We start from the raw sequence: 14,655 nt of genomic DNA on the forward strand, positions 1-14,655 counted from the left end.
CCGTTGGTACCGAGCGGGCGGCGGTTTCCGACCGGGAGCCTGTGCCGCTCCGAGAAACGGCTTCGGCGCAGCGCACCTGGGGGCGGTGTATGGTTCCAGGTCATGTGGTGGGCTCCGGGGTACGGGTCGTAGGGACGCCGACCAGTCTTCCCGGCACACCTGTTGGCGCGTGCGGTGACGCGCCGCGCCCGTATTCGTCTGTAAGGGTAGTTGGCGCGTGCGGTGACGCGCCGCGCCCATATTCGTCGATGGGGGCAGTTCTGTCCAGTTTCGGCCAACCGGACCCGCTGGGGAACGGGCCGGCGCCGACACACGAAAGTTCTGTCCAATATAGTCCCTGAACAGCTACTATGACCTGTCGCCGACAGGCCGCGCGTGCGGGACGCCCGTAACCGGCCCGAAGCCGGTCCCGGACGCACATCCCTGACCGGTGGGCGGGGAAGACTGGTCGGCGAAGGTGTCCGTCCCTACGCGAAACCAGGTGCCCCATGCCGGAGACCGCACTCCAAGGTGCGCGTGTCTACCGATCCGAGTCCGCGGAGAGGATCGTCCGCGGCTGGTGTCGGGACCGGCTCGACGAGTACCCGGACCTGAGTTCTGTGGCCGAGATCTCCACCTCCCTCGGGCCGACCCGGGCCTTCCGGATGTCGGGTGGCCCCGGGGCCCCGGTGGTGGTGCTCAGCGGCACCAACTTCAACAGCGCGCTCAGCGCCTCGCCCGCCTCCGACATGACCGAGGACCGCGACGTCGTTCTGGTCGACCTCCCGGGGCAGCCGGGACTCAGCTGCGGGCTGCGCCCGAAGGGGGACCGTGCGCAGGCGTACGGGAGGTGGCTCGACGAGGTGCTGCCGGAGCTGGTGGACCGGCCGGCGATCGTCCTCGGCCACTCCCTCGGGGGCGCCGTCGCCCTCGCCTCGCAACCGTCCGACCTGGTCAAGGGGTTGGTGCTGGTCAACCCCGCCGGTCTGACCGGCGTCGCGACCTCCCCCGAGCTGATGCGCGTCACCCTGCCGTGGATGATCAACCCGCGCGAGGACAAGAGCACCAGGCTGCTCAACTTCATGAGCGGCCCCGCCTTCCGGCACCCCGTCCACCCGTTCGCCGCCTGGATGACGATGGTCGGCCGGCACTGCCGGACCAGCCTCGCTCCGGGCCCGCTGGTCCTGGAGACCCTGCTGCGCTGGCAGGGCGGGAACGTCCTGGTGGCGACGGGTTCGGACGACGTCTTCTTCCCCCCGTCCCGGCTGAAGGCCCCGGTACGCAGGTTCCTCGGTTCCGAACTGCGGGTCCTGGAGGGCGCCGGGCACCTGTCCCTCTACGAGTTCGCGGAGAAGGTCCGGGCGCTGGTGACCGAAGCGGACGGCTGAGCGGGCTCAGCTCCTGTTCGGATTGGTCGCCTTGCCGTCGAGCCAGAGTTCGGCGGAGGCGTCCCGGTGGCTGCCCGAGGTGCCCACGTGCCTGGCGTCGATCCCGGGCCCCTTCTTGATGACGTGGACCAGGGCCATCGCGTGGCCGCGCCCCAGCCCGTAGTCCTCGGCCAGCCACCGGATGATGGTGCCCGCCTTCACCGATGGGGCGTCGTAGCCCTTCTCCCTGGCGAGGTCGACCAGTGCGCGGGGCACCAGGCCGGTCCTTTCCTCGATGGTGTCCAGATACGCCTGGAACGACATGGGACCTCCTCGGTAGGGGTGGAGCCTGATCCTCGCACCCGCCAGTGACATTCCGAGGATGGCGCGGGATCAGGCTCCGCCGAGGTACCGACGGACGGCCTCCCGCGCGAACGGGGGCAGCGGAAGGGTTCCCGCCTGTGCGGGCGAGACCCAGTCGAGCCTGACCCCCTCGGTCAGGGGCAGGGCTCGGGCATCGCCGTCCCAGGTGGCGGTGAAGACGGTGAGGAGCTGGCCGGACCCCTGTGCGTCGGTGGTCTCGAAGAGTTCGGCCAGGTCGTCGACCGCGAGTCCGGCCTCCTCGTCGAGTTCGCGGACGATGGTCTCCCGGGGGTGCTCCCCGGGGTCGCAGGCCCCGCCGAGCAGGGAGCAGTGTCCGGGCCAGGAGATCCCGGGGATGTCGTCCCGCAGGTGGAGGAGGAGTCCCCCGCGGGGATTGGTGATGACTGCGACGGCGCCACGCGGCTGCTCGGTGTCCATCCGTCCAAGGTAGGCAACACCCGGCTCCGGGCGCGGAAACCCTGTGTACTCGAAGAAGCCGTGTGCACCGTGGGTTCCATGAGTGAGATGCGGGTGGAGCCCGTTCGGCGGGTGCCCGTTGGTTCCGAAACCGCCCCAACCGCGGTGATCTTGCTACCAGGGGCCATTTCGGCGCCGAAGTCGCCCCTGGTAGCAAGATCACCGCGGAAAAGGGGACCGAACCTGCCCCGGGGGGCAGGGGGTCAGCGGGCGAGGGTTCGCAGGAGGTGCTGCCAGGAGGAGGGGCCGAAGGCGAGGTGCCCGAGCGGGCGGTTGCGGGTGTCCCGAACAAGGATGCTCGGCCCTTCCGATACCTCGACACAGTTGCCCTGGCCACTGCCATAGCCGGGCCCGTGCCAGCCGACCTCGACGCACTCGCCACCGGTGCTGTTGGAGTAGCTGCTCTTACGCCAGGTCACCTCGGCGCAGTCGCTGCCGCCACTGCCGCCGTAGCTGGACTCGAACCACCGCACGCGCTGCCTCCTCGGGAAGGGAAGGGGGTACCCCGGGTATGGAACGGGGTACCCGCTCGCGTCAGCGCTCAAGAGTGACCAAGAGCCCTGACCGCTCGGTGCTTCGGAAGGGGCGGGGTACCCGTACTCTCGGCGCCGCGGCCGGTGAAGGGTGCGTACCGCGGAGGCGGGTCCGGGAGCGCCGTCCGCTCCGTCCGCGCGGTCAGGCCTGGGTGTCGGCCCTCTCGCCCGGCGCAGTCGTCTCGCCGGACTCACCGGGCTCCTCCCTCGGCCCGCTGCCCAGGTGGCGGTCCTCCGCGTTGGAGGCCCTGCCGGCGAAGGACACCGCGACCACGGAGACCACGGCGGTGAAGACCAGGTACGCGGCGATCGGCACCCACGAGTCGTCGAACCGGGACAGCAGCCAGGTCGCGATCAGGGGCGCGGTGCCGCCCGCGAGGGCCGCACCGATCTGGTACCCGAGGGTCACCCCGGTGTACCGGACCCGGGTGGAGAAGATCTCCGAGCTCAGGGTGCCGATGGTCGCGGTCACGGGCGCCCACAGGACGCCCAGGCCGATCACCGTGGCCAGGATCAGCATCAGGTTGCTGCCGGTCCCCAGCATCAGGAAGTACGGCGTGATGAACAGGCCCAGCGCCACGGCGCCGACCAGGTAGACACGCTGGCGGCCGAAGGTGTCGGACAGGCGGCCGGACAGCGGAATGCAGACGGTCGCGACGATGGCGCCGATGGTCACCGCGTTGAGCGCGGTCGTGTTGTCGAAGGACAGGGTTCCGGTCGCGTAGCTGACCACGAAGGTGCCGAAGATGTAGAAGGGCGCGGTCTCCACGACCTTGGCGCCGACGGCGACGAGCACGGCCCGCCAGTGGTGGCGGAGGGTCTCGGCGACGGGCAGCTTGGCGACGTTGCCCTCCTCCTTGGCCTTCCTGAAGCTGGGGGTCTCGTCGATCCCGGAGCGGATCCACAGGCCGAGCAGCACGAGGAGCACGCTCGCGACGAAGGGCACCCGCCAGCCCCACGCCTCGAACTGATCGTCCGGAAGCAGTGACATCAGGGTCAGCGCCAGGCTGGCCAGCAGCATCCCGCAGGTGATGCCCATCTGCGGCACGCTGCCGAAGAACCCGCGCCGGTTCCTGGGCGCGTACTCGTAGGCCAGCAGCAGGGCGCCGCCCCACTCACCGCCGATGCCCAGCCCCTGCACGACGCGCAGGAACACGAGCAGGATCGGTGCGAGGACGCCGATGCTGTCGTAGGTCGGCAGCAGGCCGATGAACATCGTCGCCCCGCCCATCAGGGACAGGGTGATGATGAGTGTCTTCTTCCGGCCGATCCGGTCGCCGATGTGCGAGAACAGGACGCCGCCGAGCGGACGGATGAAGAACGTCAGCGAGAACGTCAGGTACGACAGCATCAACGAGACGAGCGGGTCGTCCGAGGGGAAGAACAGCTTGTTGAAGATCAGGGCTGCGGCGGTGCCGTAGAGGAAGAAGTCGAACCACTCGATGGTGCTTCCGGTCAGACTCGCCACCAGGACCTTGGCTCTGGGCGGTTTGGCCTGCGCGTTCGACGCGCTCGTGCTCTCTGCGCTCATGGGTGGGACTCCAGTTCGGGACGGGGATTCCACGGGCCTTGAGCGGAGCGGACCCGTGAGTATGGCCCGGAGCCTAGAACCGCGTGGCGCCCGTCACCGTTGTCCGAACCGACGACAACCGGGGCGGGAGGGTGTCGCCGCCGACAATGCGGCCGCGACGGGGGATTCGGAGGCGGCTGCCGTGACCTGGCGGAGACACCAGAGCGTCCGGACCGCGACCCGCGCCCGGGACCCCTGGTTCACCTGCGCAGGCTCACCGCCGCGAGCAGTCGCTGGTCGGCGTCGTCCAGGTCGAGCCCGGTGATCGAGCAGATCCGCCGGATGCGGTGGCGCAGGGTGTTCGGGTGGACGTGCAGGACACCGGCGGCACTGGTCACGTCTCCGAAGGCGTCCAGGTAGGCGGCGAGGGTCCGGTGCTGCTCCCCGTCGAGGACGTCGAGCCGTTCGTCGCGCAGGTGGGGCTGCTCGGCGAGGGACTCGAACAGTTCGCGCAGCACCACCGAGGACCGCACCTCCTCGAAGGTGGCGAACAACCGATCGGGGGTGTCGGCGATGACCTCCAGTACCCGGCTGCCGTGCTTCTTCAGGGCGGGCACCCCGCGCATCCGGGGCGCCACGCCCGCCACCGACGCCTGGACCGGGGTGCCGAAGTGCTCGCGCAGCACCGCCACCAGCTCCCGCACCCAGGCGAGCGGCGCCTCCCCGGAGGGCGTGGGCAGCAGCACGTACAGCAGACCGCAGGCCGGGACGACCAGCGCGTGCCTGCGGTAGGCCGCGGCGTACACCGACACCACCTCGGCGGCCTGGTCCAGCCGCCACAACTGGTCCACGCCCTCCTCGCGCAGCGCCAACGCGATCACCGACACGGGTGTGGCGGGGTCCGCGCCCAGGTGCCGGGCGAGCGCGTCGGTGTCGAAGGCGCCGGTCAGCAGGCCCACGGCGAGTTCCCCGGTGTCGTGGCCCGTGGCGCGGGCGTCGCTGTTCACCCGGGAGACGTGCACGGCCGCCAGCCGGGCGGCCCCGCGCAGGACCTGCTCGCTGGTGGGCGCCAGGGGCCGGGCGGCCTGCTGCACCCAGATACTGCCGAGCGCCCGCTCTCCCGCGCGGATCCCCGCCACCATGCGGCGCGAGGCTCCCAGGTCCGGGCGTTCGGCGACCTCGACCACCTCACCGGCGCGGATGCGTTCGTCCACACCCCACTCACGCAGGTGGGCGATGAAGGAGGCGGGGCAGTCGCGGCCGAGGATGGTCTGCCGACGCAGTTCGTCGGCGCTCTCGTGGGAGGCCGAGTAGGCCAGGACCCGGTTGGCGCCGTCCTCGATGCTCACGATTCCGCCGGTCAGGGTCGCGACGGTCTGGGCGAGGGAGAACAGGTCGCGGTGCCGGTCCTCGGGGTCGAAGGAGTCCAGGGCGGTCCGGGCGAGGGCGGCGAACTCGGCCGCGTCCAGGGCGGGGTCGACCGAGAACACGGCGAGGTCGAGTTCACGCAGCCCCTCGTCGGGTTCTCCGGGAACGGCGACCGCGCTCGCTCCGCCGCGCACGGCCCGTTCGGCGAGGGCGACCGCCTCGGTGCCGCCGGTCGGTGCGACGACCAGGGAGCCGGTCGGTACGGGGTCGTCGGGGTGGGCGACCACCACGGTGTGCACCAGGGCGTCCAGGCCCCGCGGTGCCGAGACGAGCCCGTGGATCGGGCCCTCCAACGCCTCCATCAGGGTCTTCACTGTCGGTCCTGGCTTGTGCACGCTCATCACCTGTCGGGTTCGGGTGGTTTCTGGACCATTGTGCGCCCGGCGGCGGGCCCCGCCGTGCCGCGCGCCCTCGTTTCCCCGCCCCCCCGGTTCCGTGCCCGGCCCGGAACGCTCCGGGGTTCCGCCCCGGCGCTACCCCTCCGTCAGGAGTTGGCCGATGGTGTGCTCACCGACGGCGGCGAGTGCGGGGTGGTCGTCGGTGCTGGTGGCGAGCACCGAGGCGAAGCTGACCGCCCAGGCGCGGGCCCGCTTCCAGGTGTCCCCGTCGATCCGGGACAGCCGGTCGAGGCGGGCGCGCAGCCGAGCCCGGTCCCCGGCCTCGAACAGCAGCCAGGCGAGAGCGAGGTCGGTGGCCGGATCACCCGAGGTCAGGTCGCCGAAGTCGATCACGGCGGCCAGGTCGGCCTGCCCGTCCGGCCCGGTCCCCACCAGGATGTTCGCCGGGTGCAGGTCGCCGTGCAGCCAGAGCGGCGGCCCGGCCCAGCCGGGTGTGTCGACCAGCTCCTCCCACCGGGCCAGGAGCGGGGCCGCGTGCGGGGAGTCGAGGCCGGTGAGCCGTTCGCGCACCCGTCCGTCGCGCCGGCGCAGGGGTACGCCCCGCACCGGGTTCTCGGGGGCGTCCCGGGGCGCGGGAACGTGCAGCCGGGACAGGAACAGGGCGAGCGGTTCCACCAGGGGGCCCCGGTCGGCGGGCGGGACCTCGGCGGCGGCGCGGCCCCCGAACCACGGGTTGACCGACCAGTGCCAGGGGTACCCGTGGCCGGGGCGGCCGGTGCGCACCGGCACGGGGACGGGGACCCCCACGCGCTCGGCGACGCCGGGCAGCCACCGCTGTTCGTTCAGCACGAGCCGGGCGGCGGCCGAGCGCCGGGGCATCCGGACGCACAGGTGCTCGCCGAGGCCGAACAGCACGTTGTCCCACCCGTTGGTGAGGGGGGTGACGGGCAGTTCCGCGAGGTCGGGGTGCTGGTCGCGCAGGAGCCGGTGGACGAGTTCGGAGGTGGGGGCCACCTCGGCCGGGGGTGTGCGCATGCTCCCAGTATCGGCGGGCCACAAGGGTGATCAGGGTCACTACTGCTATTGCCTGGCGTGCGTGAACTCCCGTGGCGTGCGGGTTTCCGGTGTGTTCGCGCCCCGGGGCAGCGGTGCGGCCGTCGGGGGTGGCGTTGTGGGGTTCCGGGTGGTTGTGTAACTTTAGCCTTGCCTTACTTAGCCAAGCCTTACCGAAGTATCCCCCCACTTCCTGACCCCTGGAGTGCCCCGTGTCCCCACGTTCCGCCGCCCTGTTCTCGCTGCTGCCGGTCTCCGCCCTGGTCCTCGCGGGCTGCTCCGCGCAGGACGCGGACGGGGCGGGTACGGACACGGCCGCGGAGACCGTCACCGTCGAGGCCCTCAACGGCGACATCGAGGTCGCCAGGAACCCCGAGACCGTGATCGTCTTCGACAACACCCAGCTGGACATCCTGGACGCTCTCGGCGTCGAGGTCGCGGGCATCCCCTCCGCCGAGACCTACCCCTCCTTCTTCTCCGACTACGTCGAGGACCCCGACGTCGAGAACGTCGGCTCCCTCTTCGAACCGGACTTCGAGGCGGTCGCGGGCATGGACCCCGACCTCATCATCGCGGGCGGCCGCAGCTCCGACGCGATCCCCGAACTGGAGGAGATCGCCCCCACCCTCGACATGACCGTCTTCGGCGGTGACACGGTGGGCGACATGAAGGACCGCGCCCTGGCCTACGGCGAGATCTTCGACAGGCAGACCGAGGCCGAGGAACTCAACGCCGAGTTCGACTCCCGCATCGCCGAGGTCGGCGAACAGGTCGCCGCCGCCGGGGACGGCCTGGTCATCATCACCTCCGCGGGCGAGATCAGCGCCTACGGTCCCGGATCCCGCTACGGCTTCTTCTACGACGCCCTCGGCCTGACGCCCGCCATCGACGTGACCAGCGAGGAGGCCAGCCACGGCGAGGTCCTGTCCTTCGAGGCCCTGGCCGACGCCGACCCCGACTGGCTGTACGTGATCGACCGCGACGGCGCCATCGGAGAGGAGGGCGCCGACACCGCCGAACAGGTCCTGGACAACGACCTCGTCGACCGCACCACCGCGGCCCGGGAGGACCAGATCATCCACCTCAACTCCGAGGAGATCTACCTCGTCGGCGGCATCCAGGCGCACCTGAACACCCTGGACGTCATCGAAGACGCCCTGTCCTAGGCAGTGGCAGCGACAACCCCCGCCACGGCGCCCGGGACCCGGCAGCAGGACCGGGGCCCGGGCGTCCGTGGCCACCTCACAGCGGCCGCCGCCGGGGCCGCCGTCCTGGCCCTGTCCGTGGTCAGCCTCTTCGTCGGGGCCAGCGACATCACCCCGGCGAGGCTGATCGGGGACCCCGACGCCCGCGAGCTCTTCCTCCTCAGCCGGGTCCCCCGTACCCTCGCCCTGCTGCTCGCGGGCGCCGCCATGAGCGTCGCGGGCCTCATCATGCAGATGCTCACCCAGAACCGGTTCGTCGAACCGTCCACGGCGGGCACCGTGCAGTCGGCCTCGCTGGGCATCCTGCTGGTGACCGTCCTCTTCCCGGGCGCGCCCCTGCCGGTGAAGATGACCGCCGCGTGCGCGGCCGCCCTGTTGGGCACCCTCCTCTTCCTGGGGGTGCTGCGCCGGGTCGCCCTGAAGTCCTCGCTGATCGTCCCCCTGGTCGGCATCATGCTCGGCGCCGTCATCAGCGCCGTCACCACCTTCTTCGCGCTGCGCTACGGCCTGCTCCAGACCCTCGGTACCTGGGAGTCGGGCGACTTCTCCGGTGTCATGCGGGGCCGCTACGAACAACTGTGGCTGGTGGGGATCATGGCGCTGACCGCCTACCTCGTCGCCGACCGCCTCACCGTGGCCGGGCTGGGCCGCGACATCGCGGTCAGCATCGGCCTCAACCACCGGGCTGTGGTGGCGCTCGGGGTGGGCATCGTCGCGATGGTCAGCGGCGTGGTCGTGTCCGTGGTCGGCACGCTGCCCTTCCTCGGACTGATCGTGCCGAACCTGGTGAGCATGGTCGTCGGCGACCACGTGCGCAGGGGCGTGCCCTGGGTCTGTCTGCTCGGCGGCGGCATCCTCGTGCTCTGCGACATCGTCTCCCGGGTCATCCGCCAGCCCTTCGAGATCCCCGTCGGTACCGTCCTCGGCGTCGTGGGAGCCGCCGTGTTCCTGGTGATGCTGCTTCGGAGGCGTAATGTCGGCTGAACAGGACCTGCGCCCGGAACAGGGCGGGGAACGGGATCGCGGCCCGCGCCGCCCGCGGCCGCGGGCGGTCCCCGCCTGGGCGCGGATCGCGGCTCTGGCCGCTCTCGCCGTGCTCTGCACCGCCCTCTACCTGACCTACGGGGTCAGCGGGAACGTCGCCTACGTCGTGGAACGGCGGACCACCGTCGTCCTCACGATGCTCGTGGTGGCGTTCGCCGGCGCGGTCTCCACGGTCCTGTTCCACACGGTCACCGACAACCGCATCCTCACCCCGTCCATCATGGGGATGGAGGCGCTGTTCGTCCTGGTGCAGACCTGCCTGGTGTTCGTGTTCGGGATCGCGGGCCTGTCCGCGCTGCCGCCGGTGGCGGCGTTCCTGTCCCAGACAGCCCTGATGGTGGTGTTCGCGCTACTGCTGTTCCAGCGCATGTTCACCGGCGGGATCGGCAGCCTCCACCTGACGCTGCTGGTCGGGATCGTCTTCGGGGTGCTGTTCAACAGCCTGTCGCGGCTCATGCAGCGGCTGCTGGACCCCAACGAGTACGACGCGCTCCAGGGCAGGCTCTTCGCCCGGCTCACCCGGGCCGACGCCGACCTGCTCCCGTGGGTGGCGGTCGCCGTGGTCCTCGTGGGGATCTACGTGTGGCGCAGGCACCGACTCCTCGACGTCGTCTCCCTGGGCCGGGAGACCGCCGTCAACCTGGGCGTGGACCACCGGCGCGTGGCCGTGCGGATGCTGATGGCCGTCGCGCTGCTCGTCTCGGTCTCCACAGCCCTGGTCGGCCCGATGACCTTCTTCGGCTTCATGGCCGCGACCCTCGCCTACCAGGTCGCCGGGCGGCACGAGCACCGCTACGTGCTGCCGACCGCCTTCCTGGTGGGCCTGTGCACCCTGGTGGGCGGCCAGTTCGTCCTGGAGCACGTCCTCGGGCACGCGGGCACGCTGAGCGTGGTCATCGAGTTCACCGGCGGCGCGCTCTTCCTGTACTTCCTGCTGCGAAAGGCCGCACGTTGATCGAACTGACCGAGCTCACCAAGACGTACGGGTCCTCGACGGTTCTGGACGGGGTTTCGCTGCGCATCGAGCGCGGCGGGGTGACCTCGATCATCGGGCCCAACGGCGCGGGCAAGTCGACGATGCTGACCATCATCGGGCGGCTGCTCGCCTCCGACGGCGGCCGGGTGAGCGTCGACGGCATGGACGTGGACCGGGCTCCGGGCCGGGAGTTCGCCAAACGGCTGTCCATCCTGCGCCAGGAGAACCAGTTCACGACCCGGCTGACCGTCCGCGACCTGGTCCGGTTCGGCCGCTACCCGCACTCGCGGGGGCGGCTGACAGCTCAGGACCACGCTCAGGTGGAGGCGGCCCTGGGCTTCCTCGACCTGGTACCGCTGGCCGACCGCTTCCTCGACGAGCTCTCCGGCGGCCAGCGCCAGCGGGCGTACGTGGCGATGGTGCTGTGCCAGGACACCGACTACGTGCTGCTCGACGAACCGCTGAACAACCTGGACATGAAGCACGCGGTGTCGATGATGCGGCAGATCCGCCGGGCCGCGGACAGCCTCGGCAAGACGGTGGTGGTCGTCATCCACGACATCAACTTCGCCTCGGCCTACTCGGACCGGATCATCGCCATGCGCGACGGCCGGGTCGCGCACTCGGGCACCCCCGCGGAGATCATGACCTCCGAGGTGCTCCTGGACGTGTTCGACCTGGAGGTACGGGTCGAGGAGGTCGGCGGCGCCCGGATCGGCGTCTACTACCGCTGATCCGGTCGGTCCCGGTGGCTCGGGCGGGCCGGGCGGGCTGCCGAGGAGCGGCGTTTCGCGGGCGGCGGGGCCGGGTACCGGCAGGCGTGTACCGACAGGTAGCAAAGCAGGGAGCGCCGATAGGCACGGGTGCAGGCACCCCTCTTTCGCGGAGTGCGGACGCCATGGTCCCCGTCCCGGGACGGACCTAGCGTTGACACAGGTGCCACCGGAATCGGGGCCCCACCAACTCCGGGGAGGGGCAGCGGTAATGCCCGACAACACCACCGAGACCCTGGGAACCAGAAGGGGCAGCGACTTCGCCCGGCTGTCCCAGCGGATCCAGGCAGCAGGACTCATGGAACGCACCCCCGCCTACTTCGCCGTACGCCTGAGCCTCATCGCCCTGGCCTTCGTCGGTTCGTGGGCGGCGTTCTTCCTCATCGGGAACTCGTGGTGGCAGATCGTCACCGCCGTCTTCATGGCAGCCGTCTTCGGCCAGGTGGGACTGGTCTCCCACGAGCTCGCGCACCGGCAGATCTTCAACGGCCGCAGAATCAGCGAGGCCATCGGCCGAGGGGTCGGCAACCTCGGCATCGGTCTGGGCTACGGCTGGTGGCAGGACAAGCACACCCGCCACCACGCCAACCCCAACCACGAGGAGCACGACCCGGACGTCAACGCCGACCTGTTCGTGTGGTCCGAGAACCAGGCCGGGTCCGCGCGGGGGATACCGGCGTTCTTCGGCAGGTACCAGGCCTTCCTCTTCTACCCGGTCCTCCTGCTGGAGGGGTTGAACCTGCACTACGGGAGCGTGCGGGCGCTCTTCAAACCCACCACCAGGCACCGGGTCCTGGAGGGCGCGCTTCTGGCCGCCCACTTCGTGCTCTACCTCGGGGCGGTTTTCACCGTCCTCGACCCGCTGCCGGCCGTCGTGTTCATCGCGGTCCAACAGGGCCTGTTCGGGGTCTACCTGGGCTGCATCTTCGCGCCCAACCACAAGGGCATGCCGACGCTGAAGAAGGGCGAGAAGCTCGACTTCCTCCGCAAACAGGTGCTGACCTCGCGCAACGTCCGGGGCGGCGGTTTCACCGACCTGGCGCTCGGCGGGCTCAACTACCAGATCGAGCACCACCTGTTTCCGAGCATGCCCAGCCCCAACCTGGCGTCGGCCCAACCGATCGTGCGCGACTACTGCGCGGAGATCGGGGTTCCGTACCACGAGACGGGCTTCGTCCGCTCGCACGTCGAGGCCCTCACCCACATGCATCGGACGGGCGCCCCGCTGCGCGCGAGGACACCCGCCTGACCCGGTCCGTGCCGGGCCCGGAGGCCCTCCTCCGGGCCTACCGGTCCTCTCCCGGACCTACTGGTCCCGTTCCTGGGCCTGTGCCGACTCCGTGTGCGAACCCGGTTCGTACTCGGGCAGCGGTACCGAGCCCAGGATCTCGTTGGCCTCGTTGTACTCCGCGTCCGGGATGGACCGCAGGGCGCTCACGATCTCCTCGTCGGCGCCCGCCTCCAGGGCCGCGGTCACGACCGCGTCCCGGGGCTGGGGGAAGTCCATCCCGGCCAGGACCTGTCGGAGCCCGCTACGGCCACGTTTGACGCCCATCGCTCGTCCTCCCGGTAGTGAGAGGTCCGGACGTCGTCGGCCCCCGAGGGGCGGACACCCGCCCGGACCTGCGCGGACACACCTGTCACTACCCGGCCGGGGGCGGGCTCAACCGCTGCCCGGGCAACGCCCCCGCCCCCGACCGGTTCCGCGCCCCTACTCCTCCACCGGGAGCCACGCCACCTCGCCGGCGAGGTGCACCGCTTCCAGGTAGGCCGGGTCGAAGAGGGTCTCCAGCTCGGGCAGGGAGTCGAGCTCCCCGTTGTCCACCAGGGTCGTTCCCTCCGCCTCGGTCATGCCCAGGTCGATGTAGCCCGGGGGCGCGCCCTCAGGGGTGAACGAGGTGACCAGTTGCCGTTCCGTGTTCCACACCCTCAGGTTGTGGTCGGTGTCGTACCCCTCACCTGCCAGATCGGCCGCGTAGCCGACGCACTCGGCGCCGTTCTCCCGGCAGTGGTCGAAGGCGTGCGAGAGGGCCCGGAGGTAGTCCTCGACAACGGTGGGGTGCTCCTCGGCGAACCCGGGACTGGTGGCCATCACCCCGAAGGAACCGGTCACCCCGTGCTCCTCGGGCAGCCACTGGTTGAACGGAGCCCCCATGCCGTCGAGCTGGTACGGCTCGTTGGACCGGAAACCGGTCAGGGCGTCCACCTCCCCGTCGGGCAGGACGCTCGGGTCGTAACCGACCTGTACCTGTTGGAGGGCCGAGACGTCCACGCCTTCGGCGACCAGCATCGCCTCCAGCGGGGCGGGCAGCATGCCCTTGTGCCCCAGGACCGCGCCCTCCAGGTCACTCAGCTCCTCCACCTCGGGGGCGGTGAGCAGGGTGGCGACGGGAACGTGCCCGTAGGTGGCCAGGCCCAGGACGTCGTGGCCGCGCGCCCCGGCCTGGAGCACCTCCGCCTCGTTGCCCAGGGAGGTGAACTGGGCCTGGCCCGAGGAGACGAGCGCGGAGTTGGCCATGGTCTCGCCGGTCCCGGGCTGGATCTCCACGTCCAGGCAGACCTCGTCGAAGTAGCCGAGCGCGTCGGCGGCGATCACCTCCAGGATGCTCACCGACGCCTGGTACTCGTAACCGGTGATGTGGGTGAGCGTTCCGGCCGCCCGGTTGGCGGCGCAGCGCTCCGCGTCGATCACCTCCGCGGGGGCGGCGGCCGCGTCCTCCTCCCGCTGGGTTCCGCAGGCACTCATCGCCAGAGCCAGGGCGGTGAGGGAGGCGCAGGCGCCGAGGAGGCGGCGCGGGGATCTGTGTGCATGGGGCATGAGAGCTCTTCCGGTGAAGGGTGGGGCCACCGTTACGAAGAGCGCTTCAGCAGGAGGTGAGGGGAGGGGTCTGGTCCGCGGTCCACGCGCTCTCCGGCCACCGGTTCCGGAGTAGGGGACACCAGGGACGTCGGTGGAGAGCGGGCGGAAGCGGGGAGGCCTGACGGCCCGCGGGGTCGATGACCCGCCAAGTCTAGGGAGGGGCGCTCACCCGGAGGTGAACCGGGGGCTAAGTGGGGGTGTCGAGCACGCTCGTCGAGCCGTCCTCCGGGACGAGCGCGACGGAGATACGGCACTGCTCCAGTGCGGCGGGCAGCCAGGCGCCCCTGTTCAGCAGCGGGGAGAAGCCGGGGCTGAGCGCCAGGAGTGTGTGCGCCTCCGGGAAGTGCGCGTCGCGCAGCCAGGAGAGTTTGAAGGCGTCGGCGATGAGCTTGTTCCGGTGGGAGGAGCGCAGCCTTCCCTGGAGCGGCGAGCACTGCACGAGGATGCGGGGCGGTTCCCCGTCGGCCCCGTCCACGCCCACCCTGATCCCGTCAGGGAGGGTGAAGGCGTGCGGTGCGAGCGGCACCGCCAGGTGTGCGGAGAGGGTTCTGACGAGCAGGGCGGTCTCCACCTGGGATGATCCCGCCGGGGTGACCGAGGTTGGCGGGGCGGTCGCTGAGTGTCCCATGACGGGGACGATAACGCACCGGGAACCCCTTGTGGTGCGGGGATTTCGGCTTCCGGGGCCGCCTCCGGGCCCGCCCGCTCCCGGGTGGGTTCCGACCCCGTCGGAGGGGTGGTCAGCCGGG

15 protein-coding genes are annotated in these 14,655 nt (G+C 70.9%); 6 read left to right on the forward strand and 9 right to left on the reverse strand.

Annotation, left to right across the window (positions count from 1 at the left end):
• Positions 1–488: 488 nt before the first annotated feature.
• Positions 489–1,367 (forward strand): alpha/beta fold hydrolase, encoded by an 879-nt coding sequence (locus ACUKCB_RS23305; RefSeq protein WP_473037731.1) that lies wholly within the window; start codon positions 489–491, stop codon positions 1,365–1,367.
• Between the two features lie 6 nt (positions 1,368–1,373).
• Here the strand turns inward: ACUKCB_RS23305 and ACUKCB_RS23310 are convergent, their stop codons facing one another.
• The 6 genes from ACUKCB_RS23310 to ACUKCB_RS23335 all read right to left on the reverse strand — a co-directional run bounded on the left by ACUKCB_RS23310 (position 1,374) and on the right by ACUKCB_RS23335 (position 7,030).
• Positions 1,374–1,670: a DUF4287 domain-containing protein gene (locus ACUKCB_RS23310; RefSeq protein WP_473037732.1), complete on the reverse strand. Its 297-nt coding sequence runs from the start codon at positions 1,668–1,670 to the stop codon at positions 1,374–1,376.
• A 69-nt stretch (positions 1,671–1,739) separates the two neighbouring features.
• A complete protein-coding gene (locus ACUKCB_RS23315) occupies positions 1,740–2,147 on the reverse strand; it encodes an NUDIX hydrolase (protein WP_473037733.1) in 408 nt (135 codons plus the stop codon).
• A gap of 242 nt (positions 2,148–2,389) precedes the next feature.
• On the reverse strand, positions 2,390–2,659 hold the full coding sequence (locus tag ACUKCB_RS23320) for a DUF397 domain-containing protein (RefSeq protein ID WP_473037734.1): 270 nt from the start codon (positions 2,657–2,659) through the stop codon (positions 2,390–2,392).
• A gap of 202 nt (positions 2,660–2,861) precedes the next feature.
• Positions 2,862–4,250: an MFS transporter gene (locus tag ACUKCB_RS23325; RefSeq protein ID WP_473037735.1), complete on the reverse strand. Its 1,389-nt coding sequence runs from the start codon at positions 4,248–4,250 to the stop codon at positions 2,862–2,864.
• Between the two features lie 239 nt (positions 4,251–4,489).
• Complete coding sequence (locus tag ACUKCB_RS23330; protein WP_473037736.1) at positions 4,490–5,971, reverse strand: PucR family transcriptional regulator; 1,482 nt, start codon at positions 5,969–5,971, stop codon at positions 4,490–4,492.
• A gap of 159 nt (positions 5,972–6,130) precedes the next feature.
• Positions 6,131–7,030 (reverse strand): aminoglycoside phosphotransferase family protein, encoded by a 900-nt coding sequence (locus ACUKCB_RS23335; protein WP_473037737.1) that lies wholly within the window; start codon positions 7,028–7,030, stop codon positions 6,131–6,133.
• 230 nt (positions 7,031–7,260) lie between these two features.
• On the opposite strand from ACUKCB_RS23335, the gene ACUKCB_RS23340 reads away from it, so the two are divergent.
• The 5 genes from ACUKCB_RS23340 (at position 7,261) to ACUKCB_RS23360 (ending at position 12,295) form a co-directional block, all read left to right on the forward strand.
• Positions 7,261–8,214: a siderophore ABC transporter substrate-binding protein gene (locus tag ACUKCB_RS23340; protein ID WP_473037738.1), complete on the forward strand. Its 954-nt coding sequence runs from the start codon at positions 7,261–7,263 to the stop codon at positions 8,212–8,214.
• Positions 8,215–8,217: 3 nt separating this feature from the next.
• Positions 8,218–9,237 carry an ABC transporter permease gene (locus ACUKCB_RS23345; RefSeq protein ID WP_473037739.1) on the forward strand — a complete coding sequence of 340 codons (1,020 nt, stop codon included), beginning with the start codon at positions 8,218–8,220 and terminating at the stop codon, positions 9,235–9,237.
• Positions 9,227–10,252: an iron chelate uptake ABC transporter family permease subunit gene (locus ACUKCB_RS23350; protein ID WP_473037740.1), complete on the forward strand. Its 1,026-nt coding sequence runs from the start codon at positions 9,227–9,229 to the stop codon at positions 10,250–10,252. Before ACUKCB_RS23345 ends, ACUKCB_RS23350 begins: the two co-directional genes overlap by 11 nt.
• Complete coding sequence (locus tag ACUKCB_RS23355; RefSeq protein ID WP_473037741.1) at positions 10,249–11,007, forward strand: iron ABC transporter ATP-binding protein; 759 nt, start codon at positions 10,249–10,251, stop codon at positions 11,005–11,007. Before ACUKCB_RS23350 ends, ACUKCB_RS23355 begins: the two co-directional genes overlap by 4 nt.
• Before the next feature lie 337 nt (positions 11,008–11,344).
• Positions 11,345–12,295: a fatty acid desaturase family protein gene (locus ACUKCB_RS23360; RefSeq protein WP_473041111.1), complete on the forward strand. Its 951-nt coding sequence runs from the start codon at positions 11,345–11,347 to the stop codon at positions 12,293–12,295.
• Between the two features lie 57 nt (positions 12,296–12,352).
• Here ACUKCB_RS23360 and ACUKCB_RS23365 read toward each other — a convergent pair whose 3' ends face one another.
• The 3 genes from ACUKCB_RS23365 to ACUKCB_RS23375 all read right to left on the reverse strand — a co-directional run bounded on the left by ACUKCB_RS23365 (position 12,353) and on the right by ACUKCB_RS23375 (position 14,534).
• Positions 12,353–12,601, reverse strand: a complete 249-nt coding sequence (locus ACUKCB_RS23365; RefSeq protein WP_191267595.1) for a DUF2795 domain-containing protein — start codon at positions 12,599–12,601, stop codon at positions 12,353–12,355.
• 156 nt (positions 12,602–12,757) lie between these two features.
• Complete coding sequence (locus ACUKCB_RS23370; RefSeq protein ID WP_473037742.1) at positions 12,758–13,864, reverse strand: ABC transporter substrate-binding protein; 1,107 nt, start codon at positions 13,862–13,864, stop codon at positions 12,758–12,760.
• A 229-nt stretch (positions 13,865–14,093) separates the two neighbouring features.
• Positions 14,094–14,534, reverse strand: a complete 441-nt coding sequence (locus tag ACUKCB_RS23375; protein ID WP_473037743.1) for a hypothetical protein — start codon at positions 14,532–14,534, stop codon at positions 14,094–14,096.
• Between the last annotated feature and the right edge of the window lie 121 nt (positions 14,535–14,655).

The sequence above is a fragment of the Nocardiopsis moroccensis genome, assembly GCF_055763695.1.

Bases quoted from the DNA above. Each gene is read 5' to 3' on its own strand.
- ACUKCB_RS23305 (WP_473037731.1), top strand. From the start codon at position 489: ATGCCGGAGACCGCACTCCAAGGTGCGCGTGTCTACCGATCCGAGTCC.
- ACUKCB_RS23325 (WP_473037735.1), bottom strand. From the start codon at position 4,250: ATGAGCGCAGAGAGCACGAGCGCGTCGAACGCGCAGGCCAAACCGCCC.
- ACUKCB_RS23335 (WP_473037737.1), bottom strand. From the start codon at position 7,030: ATGCGCACACCCCCGGCCGAGGTGGCCCCCACCTCCGAACTCGTCCAC.
- ACUKCB_RS23375 (WP_473037743.1), bottom strand. From the start codon at position 14,534: ATGGGACACTCAGCGACCGCCCCGCCAACCTCGGTCACCCCGGCGGGA.
- ACUKCB_RS23310 (WP_473037732.1), bottom strand. From the start codon at position 1,670: ATGTCGTTCCAGGCGTATCTGGACACCATCGAGGAAAGGACCGGCCTG.
- ACUKCB_RS23365 (WP_191267595.1), bottom strand. From the start codon at position 12,601: ATGGGCGTCAAACGTGGCCGTAGCGGGCTCCGACAGGTCCTGGCCGGG.
- ACUKCB_RS23350 (WP_473037740.1), top strand. From the start codon at position 9,227: ATGTCGGCTGAACAGGACCTGCGCCCGGAACAGGGCGGGGAACGGGAT.
- ACUKCB_RS23315 (WP_473037733.1), bottom strand. From the start codon at position 2,147: ATGGACACCGAGCAGCCGCGTGGCGCCGTCGCAGTCATCACCAATCCC.
- ACUKCB_RS23370 (WP_473037742.1), bottom strand. From the start codon at position 13,864: ATGCCCCATGCACACAGATCCCCGCGCCGCCTCCTCGGCGCCTGCGCC.
- ACUKCB_RS23360 (WP_473041111.1), top strand. From the start codon at position 11,345: ATGGAACGCACCCCCGCCTACTTCGCCGTACGCCTGAGCCTCATCGCC.